We start from the raw sequence: 11806 nt of genomic DNA, 5'->3' as shown, positions 1-11806 counted from the left end.
GCTTCTTAAATATTATTGTAAGCTTTTGTGAAAACAATATACATAAATTTGGATCAGAATGTACGTAAAAGAAAGCCTAGAGCTGCTTAAAGATAAAATTGACATCATAGAAGTTATTTCTGAGCACATTTCTCTGAAAAGGCAAGGATCTACTTACAAGGGACTTTGTCCATTTCATGCTGAACAAACGCCATCTTTTTTAGTAAAGAGAGGAGATAATCATTATCATTGTTTTGGTTGTGGAGCTCATGGAGATGCTATAGGTTTTTTGATGAGCTATATGAACTTTTCATTTACTCAAGCTATTGAGTTTTTGGCTAGTAAATTTGAGGTTGCTGTTGAGATTTCTGATCAAGAATCAAAGGATGATAGGCGGTTATTAAAAAGTACAAACAAAAAGATAGCAGATTTTTTTCACTATTCTTTATTTCATGTTAAAGAAGGAAAGCATGCTTTAAATTATTTATACTCTAGAGGATTTAGTCCAGATTCTATTCAGAGATTTTATTTAGGGTATGTCATAGATAATGAGCTATTTTTTTCTTGTATGCATAAGTTAAAAATTTCTAATCAATTGCTTTCAAAGTTAGGTTTGTTGAGTCAAAGTGGAAAAGTATGTTTATTATCAAATCGTTTAGTTTTTCCTATAAGAGATTTTTTGGGAGGGATTGTAGGGTTTTCTGCACGTAAAATTCATGAAACTACGTTTGGAGGAAAATATGTAAATACTTCAGAGAGTGCTTTATTTAAAAAATCTTCTACATTTTTTGGTTTTGATATGTGTCGACGACGTATGGCTAAAGAAAGAGTAGCTATTATTGTAGAAGGTCAACTTGATTGTATACGTTTGATTGAAGCAGGACTTAATTTAGTTGTGGCTCCATTAGGTACCGCTTGTGGAGAATTACACATTAAAGAATTAGAAAAAATTGGTATTTCTTCAGTTTATCTTTTAATGGATGCTGATGAAGCAGGTAAAAAAGCATCTTTAAAAATTGGAGATCTATGTCAAAGCGCAGGCATGGATGTACATATAGGTAATTTACCATTAGGACATGATCCAGATTCATTTTTATCAGAGAAGGGGATTGAAGGTATTCTTACTGTCTTAGACCAAGCTGAAGATTATTTGATGTTATTAGTCCAGCATTTGGCTAAAGAATATGATCTTACAGCTCCAGCAGGTAAAGCAGAAGCGATAAAAGTAGCTGTTATGCAAATTCAACAATGGCGTAGTCCAGTTATGGTGTATGAGACATTAAAAAAATTAGGATCATTAATGGATGTCCCACATACCATGTTAGGAATTAATGAAGTTTCATTACCAGAATATCAAAAAATAAAAAGGCATGCTTTTTTAAATGATAAAGGCAAAGAACTTCAAATAGATCCAAATCGTATCCTAGAAACAGATGTTATTAGGTGGTTAATTTTTTCAGGTAATAGTGAGAATAAAATTTTTTTTAGTACGATCATACATTATTTAAAGGAAGAGCATTTTTGGGTTTCTGAATGTAAGGAGTTATTCATACAATGTAAAACTATGTTACTGAATTCTCAAAATATTGATTTATTTTCTTTCGCAGGATTTGTTAATGATTTATCTGTACTAGATGAAATTATGAATAAAAAAATTAACTTAGACAAACCAGATAAAGGATTTATAGAAAGTTTACAAAAATTAATTGATCGTCAATGGATTAAGGATCGAGAGGATGTAAAAATGGCTATACAATCAGGTCGTCGTTCTGAAGAAGATACATGGAAATTAGTCAAACGATTTGATGAATTACGTAATTCAAGATGTCATGTTCAAATGATAGAGAATTAAATTATTTATTGAACTCATCTTGAAAATGCAAAATTTTTGTAAAATCTGCTATTTGTTCATGTTGTATGATAAACATTTTCAGTAAATTTAGACGTTCTTTTCTTATGGTATGATCATCATGAATAATACGTTCATTGTTTAAAAATGTTTCAAGAAGGTCATAAGCATTATGCATAAAAGGTAAATAGTGAGAGTCAATTCTTGAGGAGCTATTTTTTGTTAGTACATCATAGATTTGCTCTTCAATAGCAGATTTTTCATAAGAAACAGTTAAAGGAGCAGTTTCATTATCTATATTATTGTTCTCTGAATCTTTTTCAGCACTTTCTAACAATTTAGTTACTCTACGTGTAATTGTAAGTAATTGCTCAAATTTTTCTGGATGAGCATTTTGGTATTCTTGGATCAGTTTTAGTTTTTGGAAAACTAATAATGGATAAAAGGCAGTAGTTTTAGCGAGAACAGCCTCTATATGATGTTTATTAAAAGACATTTCTTGAAGCAGTCTTTGCAATCGTTGTAAAAGAAATAGCTGTAATTTTTTATGAAGTGCTTCACCAGTAACTTTTAATTTATTGGTAGAAAAAATCTGAGTAGTCAAAATATTGATAATTTTTTCAAAAATTTCTTGGAAATTTAGTGGTAAAGACACTTGAAAGCAACTTTGAAGAATTTCTGAAAATTGGCGTTTTAAGACATAGGGGTCACTAGAAGAAGATGGTTGTAGTCCTAAAGAAAAACAAGATATTACATTGTCTAAACGGTCTGCCATGCCAAGTAATAATCCTGTAGAAGAAAAAGTTTTGGCATCAAATTCCCCAGAATGTTCACGAATAGCATTTACAGTTATTTCAGAAAAACCATGAAATTTAGCCAAGTACGATCCCATAATGCTTTGTAATTCTGGAAATTCATTAACTACAGCAGAACCTAAATCAATTTTACATAAAGAAGCAGCTTCTGAAGGGTCTTCAACAACACAAAAATCTTTTGCTTGCAGGTAAAGAAAATGAGCGATAGAGGTTATTCTATTGACTTTATCCTGCATGGAGCCAAGTTCTGAACGAAAAATAATTTGAGAAAGTTTGCTAGAAAATATTTTGAGATCTACTTTAAGATCCTGTTCAAAGAGAAAATTACCATCAGATAAGCGAGGGGTTAATGCTTTTTGATGGCCTAAGATTATGGTTTCATTTGGTTGATTATTCGTAATAACTATGAATTTATTAATAATTTCTTTTTGAGCGTTTAATAAAGGAAAATATTTTTGATGAGAAACCATTTCTGCAATTAAAAGCTCTTTAGGCAAACCACAAAATGTTTGATCAAATGATCCAACACATGCAAAAGGCCATTCAACTAAAAATAGGACTTGAGCCATCACTTCGTCTTTTTGAGCTACAGTTGCAGATAATTCACTTTCTATTTTAAAAATGAGATTATTAATTATTTGTGTGCGTTCTTCAATATCAACCATGACATGGTGACTTCTTAATATGGACACATAATTATTAGCATGATCAATTATACATTGTTGTTTATTCAATAGACGATGACCTGTCGAGATCTTATCTGTATGTATAAATCCTACTTTGAATGGGACTACTTCATGGTCTAAAAGGGCTACAATATGTCTAATAGGGCGGCTAAATTCAATTAATGATTCATCCCATCTCATTCTTTTAATAGCAGGGAGTTGCATAATTAATTTAGGTAAATGTTTTGCTAGAATGTCATGAGTTAATTCAGCTTTTTGAAGTAAGATGGCATATAGATATTTTTTTGATTTAATTTCTTTAATTTTTAAAATATCATGATTTAATAGTTCACTATTTGTGATAAATGGAATATCAAAAGATGTCAAAAATCCTTTTCCAATAGGGGTAATATTGCCTTGTTCATCAAAGCATAAAGCAAGTAAGGGACCTTTCTTTTCTATAACTTTTGATGAGGAAGATGTTTGTAAAGCCTCAACTATACAAGCAAGTCTACGAGGAGTAGCATATGTCTTAATTGTTCCATGAGTAAGATTTTCTTCAGCTAATAATTTTGTGATGGCTTCTTTTAAGGCAAGTAAACCTTGAGGTATATATGTTGCAGGTAGTTCTTCAACACCTATTTCAAGAAGAAAAGAAGCTACCGAATTTAATGGGGTGATAAAAGGAGGAATACTACATTTTTTTACAGCATAATCTTTTGTTTCAACTGTAAGAAAAGCTGTTGGAAGATTTTTTGAAGGATGGCATTCCTTATAAGCTAGTGCGACACCCTTAGCTAATTGACGAATTTTACTAATATAATTCGTTCTTTCTGTTACAGAGATAATACCACGAGCATCTAACATATTGAATGCATGAGAACATTTAATGACAAAATCATAAGCAGGAATAGGAAGATTTAATGCAATTAAACGAGTAGCTTCTTCAGAAAAATCTTGAAAATGACCAAGCCACATTTTTGTAGAAGCATGATTAAAATTATAATGTCCCCATTGGTATTCAGATTCATGCACAATAGTTTCATATGAGGTGGTATCATTCCATTGAATATCATATACAGAATTTTGATTCTGAAGAATACTTACAATACGCTCTAGCCCATAAGTTATTTCGCCTGTAATAAGTTCTACAGGTAAGCCCCCAATATTTTGAAAATAAGTTAATTGAGTAACTTCCATACCATTTAACCATACTTCCCATCCTAGCCCAGAAGCACCAATGGTTGGATTTTCCCAATCATCATGTACAAAGCGAATATCATGCTGACTAAGATTTAAGCCTAATACTTCTAATGAATTGAGATAGAGCTCTAAGAAATTATAAGGAACTGGTTTTAGGATTACTTGTAGTTGATGATAATTTTGTAGTCTGCTGGGATGTGTTCCATAACGACCATCCTGTGGACGTCTTGAAGGTTCAACATATACTGCATTGTAAGGGGTCGGTCCTAGTGCACGTAGAAATGTAACAGGGTTTAATGTACCAGCGCCAGTTTCAACATCATGTCCTTGATGTAATATACAACCTTGCTTGGTCCAAAAAGTGAGTAATTTAAAAATGACTTGTTGAAAATTCATACATTATACAGGAGAGCTTATTTATTTAAGAAAAATAACATTATATTTAATTATTAAAAAAATCAATTCGAAAATTATTGCAAACAGCATTAGAGTGAAAAAAACAAATAAGATATTTTTCTATAAAGATCAAAATCAAAACAGTATATTTTAGGTGATTTTGTTATCAATATGAAAGCCTATTGATTAATGCTTGATTATTATTATAAAGCTCCCTTAGTGTTACCAAGATAGTAGCCAGGGAACAATAGTATTAGGAAAAAAGATGATAGGAAAAGCAAATTGTCTCACTTTTATTAGATTATTTGTTACCCCCATTTTTATGATTTTGTATCTTAATCATAATTTTTTTTCTATTAGCTCCATTGTTTTGCCCTATATTTTATTGATAATTTTTGGATTTTTAGAATTATCAGATGCTGTGGATGGATTTTTAGCACGTAAATATGCAGAAGTTACAGATCTAGGGAAAGTTTTAGATCCTATGGCAGATAGTGTTTATCATATTTCTGTATTTTTAACTTTTACACGTCCTCCTGTAGATTTACCTCTGATTCTTGTATTTATTTTCATTTACAGAGATTCTGTTATTAGTACTTTAAGGACTTTATGTGCGTTGAATGGCATTGCCTTAGGTGCAAGATCTAGTGGTAAAATAAAATCTGTATTACAGGCCATAAGCTCGTTAGCGGTATTATTAATGATGATACCATACTCATTAGGATATTGTGCTCAAGATTCCTTAAGATATACTGCAATCATTGGGATAGGTTTGGCAGCATTATATTCAGTTGCATCAGGTTTGGAGTATCTTATTGTGAATAGAAAATATCTGATCTTGATGATCAATACTACTTCTGCATCTAAGAATAAAAAGCATTAGGGTTAGGCTTTTTTTTCAGTATCTTTTTATATAATTGTTCATATTTATTAGTGGCAGATGGCCATCCCCATGTACTAGTTAGGCCATTTTTCATAATTTGGGCCCATAATGGGGCATTAGAATTATATATAGAAAAAATTTTATCAATTTCTTTACTAAATCTTTCTAAAGATTCAGATTCAAAGACAAATCCATTTTTAAGATGTTCAACACTATCTTTAAGGCCACCAGTTTTTTTGACAAAAGGAATAGAACCATAGTTCATAGCAATCATTTGAGCTAATCCACAAGGTTCTGTTGTGGAGGGCATCAAAAAAAGATCAGAAGCAGCATAAATATGATGAGCTAATTTTTCATTATAAGTCAGGATAATACGAATATTAGTAGATGGAGCAAAGTGTTTAGATAAAATTTGAAAACGTCGTAGAATTTCTTTGTCTGTGCATGAGCCTAGAACAATACATTGGCCTTGATTTTCAATTATTTTGATTAATGCCATTTTTATGAATTCTAAGCCTTTTTCTGTTGCTAAACGAGTAACTACTCCTGTTAATAATGTTTTGCCTAGTGACATATTTAGTTTAGACCTAAGTTGATCTTTGAGTTGTTTTTTTTGTGCTATAAAAGGAGGGGAACTTTTTATATCAACAGGACTATAGTTATGAGTTAAAAAAGGGTCAGAAGAAGGGTTCCATATGTTCTGATCAATGCCATTGAGAATACCTAAAAAATTTTTTTTTAAAATTAAAGTAGAAGAAATATTCTTTTTTGTACTCAAAGTTTCTTGAGCATAAGAAGGAGAAACAGTGCTTATATAGTCAGCATGTAGGATTCCTTCGTTCAGGCAATTGAGTGACTTATTATTTTTTTTAGAACTAATTTTTCTAACTTTTTGAGGAAATAATAGGCTTTGTAGTAAATGAGGGGATCCAATTCCTTGGTAGTTGAAATGGTGTACTGTAAGAAGTGTTTTGATTATAGGAAATTTCTTATTTTTTCTTTGAATATGTTTTATCATGCGAGGAATAAGAGCTGTTGGCCAATCATGTAAATGTATTAGATCATGTAGTTGTGGAGTCTTAGAAAGAAAATTTGCTGCAATCCAAGAAAAAAAAATAAACCTGTCCACATCATCAGTGTATCCATATATGTTAGATCTAGAGAAAAAAGAATCTTTTTTAGGAGCTAGGAGGGTTACTTTTACATGATTGAATTGAAAAAAGTAAGAAATAATCAGTTTCTTTTTAGTGGCATCTTGAATAAAAAAAGAATTTTTTTCTTCAATTTTTTTTTGAATAATAGAGGGTATTATCTCCTTATAAAAGGGTAAAATTAAGTGAATATTATGGCCATTTTTAGCTAATTGCTGAGATAGCCCGTGGACTACATCACCTAATCCACCAGCTTTTGCTATCAAGGCACATTCAGATGTAATAAATGTAATATTCATTTTTTAAAACTAATGTATTAGAGATTTATTCTGCAAATCTTGAAAAAAAAACAAACAAACTATACGATAAGCAGGGTCTTCCTGGGGTGTGGCCAAGCGGTAAGGCAATGGTTTTTGGTACCATGTATCGGAGGTTCGAATCCTTCCACCCCAATTCTTTAATTTTTTTAACTAAATTGATCTAAATTAGAAGTTATTTTTTACAAATTAGAAAAATTATATAAAGATCAGGTTGATTTATTAAAGAATAATTCAAATTTATTTAAATTTTATTTCTAAAAAAATGGCTTTTCAAATTTTTTGGTTTTGATAAATTATTTTTCATCTGAATTTAAATGAAAAAAAATAATATGGAAAATTGTAAGCAAAGAATCTTTGTTAGAAATTGCAGATAGCAGAATTGTTTTAGTGAAATTCATTTCTTCTCTCTTTAATTAAAATCTTCATTCTTTTATGCTCCATGCTTCTTTTATTTTAAGCAAAAAGTCTTCTGGAGATTTTAATGAAACTCTCGATTCGTGACAGATTATCAGGTAAGGGATCTTATCTAACAAAAATTCGACAACTAGGCGATATCCCAGGGGTTATTTATTCAAAAGGCGCTCCTGGTCAGTCTATCGTTGTTGATGGCGAAGTGTTTAATAAATTTTTGGAAGATCTTGAAACAGGTACTCTTTCCTCTACTATCTTTTCTTTAGAATTAGAAGGAAAAGAGCCAATTAAAGCGATTATTAAAGATATTCAATATAATGTAACTACTTATCAAGTAATACACTTAGATTTTTTAGAATTATCTCCTGGTGCTCTTGTTTCTCTGAAAATTCCAGTAAAATGTATCAATGTTCTTGAATGTGTTGGGGTGAAGTTAGGTGGTGTTTTACGACAAATTTTATTTGCAATTAATGTTCGTTGTAAAGTTGAAGATATTTGCCCACGATTTGAACTTGATGTAAAAAATTTAAATTTAGCTCAAGTTTTAAAAGTATCCAATTTAAATATTCCTAGTAATATTATTCCTTTACGATCTCAAAGCGATGTTGTTGTGAGTATGGTAAGGCGTTAATTATTTCTATGAAGCTTCGTCTTTTAATAGGATTAGGAAATCCTGGAGATTCTTATAAATTTCATCGACATAATATTGGTTTTTTGATTCTTGATGAGTTGGCAGAAAGATTTTCTTTATCATTTTTAAAAGATAGAAGCGCAAAAAGTTTATTGGCTAAAGGGGTTATTCAGGAACAATCTGTTCTATTGCTCAAGCCACAAACATATATGAATGACTCTGGTTTTGCGGTTAAGCATATAAAAGAGTTTTATAAAGTTTCTGTAAGTGATATTATGGTTGTCGCTGATGAGCTTTACATACCTTTTGGAGAATTAAGGTTCCGTGAACAAGGTGGAACAGCTGGACATAATGGCTTAAAAAGTATTAGAGATGTCTTGCACACCAATGAATATAGTCGTTTGAGTATGGGGTTAGGTTTGTTTGAAAAAGAAAATCAATTACCAAAAGATGAATTCGTTGTAACTGATTTTGGTCCAAAAGAAAAAATAGGTCTGGATGCTCTTAAAAAAAAGGCAACAGATGCATTGCTTTCTTGGCTCCTTTTTGGGCCTAAAGGAATAAAAGAATTTCTTATGGAAAAAAAAGAATAAAGTTTTTGTAGACCGTGAGACCTAAAGTGATTAAAATACTCGCATCTTTTGAAGAGAGGATATAATGAAAGAAAAGAAACAGCTTTACGAAGGCATGTATATACTAAGTGTCACGCTAAGCGAAGAAGCTCGTCGGAAGGCTTTAGACAAAATTGTTAATGGTATTATTGGATATGATGGAGAAATTCATAAAATTCATGACCAAGGTCGACGAAAATTAGCATATCAAATGCGTGGTTTTAGAGAAGGTTACTACTATTTACTGTATTTTACAGTTGCTACAAGTGCTATGCCATCTTTATGGAACGATTATCAGTTAAATGAAGACTTAGTTCGATTTTTAACTTTGAAAACAGATGAAGTTAAAGAAACATTAGAATATCAGCTTTTACCTGAATAATGAGAGAAAAAAATATATGAATAGAGTTAATAGGTCATCTGGAGACAGTCGAAAAAAACGATTCAATAAGAAATGTCCTTTTCGTGCAGCTGGTCACAAGACTGTTGATTATAAAAATACTGAAACTCTTAAACGTTTCATTACTGAAAAAGGCAAAATTTTACCTCGTCGGATTACAGGAGTTTCTCCTAGATTTCAGCGGTTACTAACCCAAGCTATTAAAAGGTCTCGTTATATTGGACTGTTGCCTTTTGTAGGCGATGATTAATATTGAGAGGAGAGTAGGAAAATGAAACAGCATTTATTGCTTTTAGAAGATATTGATGGACTTGGAAGAAGTGGTGATATAGTTACTGCTAAACCAGGTTTTATTAGAAATTATCTTTTACCTAGAAAGAAAGCTTTGATAGCAGGACCTGCTACTTTAAAAATGCAGGCACGTTTACAACAACAAAGAGCTGATAAAGCTACAGCAGATCGATTAGAGGCAGAATCTTTAGTCGCAGCTTTAAAAGATGTTATTTTTGAAATTCGCGTTAAAGTAGATTCAGAAGGACATATGTATGGATCAGTAGGTGCTGCAGAATTAGTACGAGTATGTGCTGAGAAAAACATTACCATAGATCGTAAGACAGTTGTTTTAAATAGTCCCATTAAACGTTTAGGCAAACATACTATTAATTTAAAATTGAAAGAAGGTATATTAGCTTCTTTTGCTTTAGAAGTATTATCTGATCTAGAACCAGAAGTAAAAGCTCAATCTGATACAGATGCAATGACAGAAGATTCTTTAGAGAATTCATAGAGTGTTTTAGTTTTCTTTTTCCCTAGTAAGATAAATTTATTAGGGAAAAAGAAGAATATTATATGATTGAACAATCAAAGTTTTTCTATGAACTACCTTATTCCTTTTAAAAAGCACAGTTTTCTTCCTCATAATAAATAAAAACAGCAGAAACAAAATATTTTATTACTATAACTACTCAGCTACCAGGTATTATTGTGACATGTATAAAGTTTTTCTAAAAATGAAAAATTTTATTCAGAAGTAATATCAGAATATAATGGTTGCTGAACACGCTTTTGAAGAACTTCTATTTGTAAAGCAAGTTCTTTTAAAGAAATATTAATGCCAGAATCTTCTTTATGAGAAGACATTGATACAAAAGAATGTTGTTGGTTATTGCTTAGATTGATTTGTGGTGATTGACTTTTCTGTGATGCGACACTAGCTGTTTTTTCAATAGTAGCATCTTTTTGATCACTATTTTTTCTAGTTTCAATTTTTAAATATTTGAATTCTTTGTTATGAGTCATAAATATTTCCCTCCTATAGAGAATACATACTTATAATAACAAAGATTTTTTTGCTATTTTTTAATAAAATTATTTTAAAAAAATACAAGCGCTTTTTCTAAAGTCTAGAAAACAAGATGGTTGTAAAAGTCATCTATTTTATCTTTTTAAAGAGATTGTATATCTTCTTTTAATTTATAAATCTCTTGGTATAGCTCAACAACACGTTGTTGTAGTATTTTTGCTTGTTCTTGTCTTAATTTATTTCTTTCAGTATTAGAAAGAGAGCCTCGAGGATGTTTTAAACGATCTAATAACATTTCTTCTTCACTACCACAAGCTAACCATATACCATCTTTTTCAAGAAAACGAGGTTCTCCAATAGCTGTGCGGATTTCCATAGGAGGAGGTAAAATATTAAAAGTCAAAAGAGCCACAGGATAAAAATGTATTTTTTTACAGCAATCATTACCTAATAATCGAAACATTTCAATACTAGTAGGATCAAATTCACTCACAGACATTTTTTTTGTTATGGGGTCAATTCTGTCTCGCCCACCTGCAGGAGCTACAAAAAGTAACTTAGAACCATCTTGTAAAAGATTACGAAGAGTTTTTATTGCTCTTTGATTATGAATAATTTTTTCTTCTTTTTTTTCAGGATTAGTATTGATGTAACGTCTTGAATGAATAAAAAGAAGATTAAATCCTAAAGAAAAAGGTTTAGATAAAGGGTCTGATACTACGCGATGTCCTGCAACACATATCATGTCATTAATAAGTGATGCATGCTTATCCTCTAATAATAATTGGATACACATTGGATCTAATTCAGATTGATGATTTACAAGTAAAATAACATTATCCCCAGCAGCAATTTGAGCAGTTATTTTATCTATGTTTTCTTGATATAACACTCCAGAGAGGCTTTTATTTAACAAAGGACGTGTAAAATCAATCCCAAATTGTTCATAATTAAAAGGGGTTGTGATTTTTTTTTGAAAACATGAAAATTGAAATGGATCACTAAGTTCTTTTTTTATTAAATCAAGATAAATAGTAAATTGTTGATCAATCCATTCAGTAGTAATTTTTTCAGATAAACAATTTTCTAAATAAGACGTATAGGCAGAGGACATTTCTTCAAAAATTTGTGAAGAAATCATGCCATTATCTTTTTCAAGTTGTAAGCGGGATAAGAAACTTTTCATAGA

Annotated in this window: 11 protein-coding genes and 1 tRNA gene; 8 read left to right on the top strand and 4 right to left on the bottom strand. The window is 30.8% G+C overall.

From position 1 onward, the window contains the following. Nucleotides 1–58 precede the first annotated feature (58 nt). Complete coding sequence (gene dnaG / locus CLAVI_RS00415; RefSeq protein WP_194843613.1) at nucleotides 59–1831, top strand: DNA primase; 1773 nt, start codon at nucleotides 59–61, stop codon at nucleotides 1829–1831. 1 nt (nucleotide 1832) lies between these two features. Here dnaG and glyS read toward each other — a convergent pair whose 3' ends face one another. Then, nucleotides 1833–4907, bottom strand: coding sequence for a glycine--tRNA ligase subunit beta (gene glyS / locus CLAVI_RS00410; RefSeq protein ID WP_194843612.1), 3075 nt, complete (start codon nucleotides 4905–4907; stop codon nucleotides 1833–1835). 265 nt (nucleotides 4908–5172) lie between these two features. Here glyS and pgsA point away from each other — a divergent pair, with 265 nt between their 5' ends. Next, nucleotides 5173–5790, top strand: a complete 618-nt coding sequence (gene pgsA / locus CLAVI_RS00405; protein WP_228547623.1) for a CDP-diacylglycerol--glycerol-3-phosphate 3-phosphatidyltransferase — start codon at nucleotides 5173–5175, stop codon at nucleotides 5788–5790. Here pgsA and CLAVI_RS00400 read toward each other — a convergent pair. Then, a complete protein-coding gene (locus tag CLAVI_RS00400) occupies nucleotides 5771–7240 on the bottom strand; it encodes a glycogen/starch synthase (protein WP_194843611.1) in 1470 nt (489 codons plus the stop codon). The genes pgsA and CLAVI_RS00400 overlap by 20 nt on opposite strands. An 82-nt stretch (nucleotides 7241–7322) precedes the next feature. On the opposite strand from CLAVI_RS00400, the gene CLAVI_RS00395 reads away from it, so the two are divergent. From CLAVI_RS00395 to rplI, 6 genes are all read left to right on the top strand, one after another. Then, nucleotides 7323–7394 (top strand) — tRNA-Gln (locus CLAVI_RS00395). 348 nt (nucleotides 7395–7742) lie between these two features. Beyond that, a complete protein-coding gene (locus tag CLAVI_RS00390) occupies nucleotides 7743–8303 on the top strand; it encodes a 50S ribosomal protein L25 (protein ID WP_194843610.1) in 561 nt (186 codons plus the stop codon). An 8-nt stretch (nucleotides 8304–8311) separates the two neighbouring features. Further along, the gene (gene pth / locus CLAVI_RS00385; protein ID WP_194843609.1) at nucleotides 8312–8896 is read left to right on the top strand and encodes an aminoacyl-tRNA hydrolase; all 585 of its coding nucleotides are present in this window, start codon (nucleotides 8312–8314) and stop codon (nucleotides 8894–8896) included. Nucleotides 8897–8960: 64 nt separating this feature from the next. Then, the gene (gene rpsF / locus CLAVI_RS00380; RefSeq protein ID WP_194843608.1) at nucleotides 8961–9296 is read left to right on the top strand and encodes a 30S ribosomal protein S6; all 336 of its coding nucleotides are present in this window, start codon (nucleotides 8961–8963) and stop codon (nucleotides 9294–9296) included. Between the two features lie 16 nt (nucleotides 9297–9312). Beyond that, on the top strand, nucleotides 9313–9564 hold the full coding sequence (rpsR, locus tag CLAVI_RS00375; RefSeq protein ID WP_194843607.1) for a 30S ribosomal protein S18: 252 nt from the start codon (nucleotides 9313–9315) through the stop codon (nucleotides 9562–9564). Between the two features lie 21 nt (nucleotides 9565–9585). Then, nucleotides 9586–10101, top strand: coding sequence for a 50S ribosomal protein L9 (rplI, locus tag CLAVI_RS00370; protein WP_194843606.1), 516 nt, complete (start codon nucleotides 9586–9588; stop codon nucleotides 10099–10101). A 233-nt stretch (nucleotides 10102–10334) separates the two neighbouring features. Here rplI and CLAVI_RS00365 read toward each other — a convergent pair whose 3' ends face one another. Together CLAVI_RS00365 and CLAVI_RS00360 are read right to left on the bottom strand one after the other, a co-directional pair. After that, complete coding sequence (locus CLAVI_RS00365; protein WP_194843605.1) at nucleotides 10335–10613, bottom strand: hypothetical protein; 279 nt, start codon at nucleotides 10611–10613, stop codon at nucleotides 10335–10337. A 146-nt stretch (nucleotides 10614–10759) separates the two neighbouring features. Then, nucleotides 10760–11803 carry a 1-acyl-sn-glycerol-3-phosphate acyltransferase gene (locus tag CLAVI_RS00360; RefSeq protein ID WP_194843604.1) on the bottom strand — a complete coding sequence of 348 codons (1044 nt, stop codon included), beginning with the start codon at nucleotides 11801–11803 and terminating at the stop codon, nucleotides 10760–10762. Nucleotides 11804–11806 lie beyond the last annotated feature (3 nt).

Origin of the sequence: Candidatus Clavichlamydia salmonicola (genome assembly GCF_015356765.1) — a bacterium.
Classification (GTDB): domain Bacteria; phylum Chlamydiota; class Chlamydiia; order Chlamydiales; family Chlamydiaceae; genus Clavichlamydia; species Clavichlamydia salmonicola.
The sequence above is the reverse complement of the archived record's forward strand: the minus strand, read 5'-3'. Positions and strand labels throughout refer to the sequence as shown.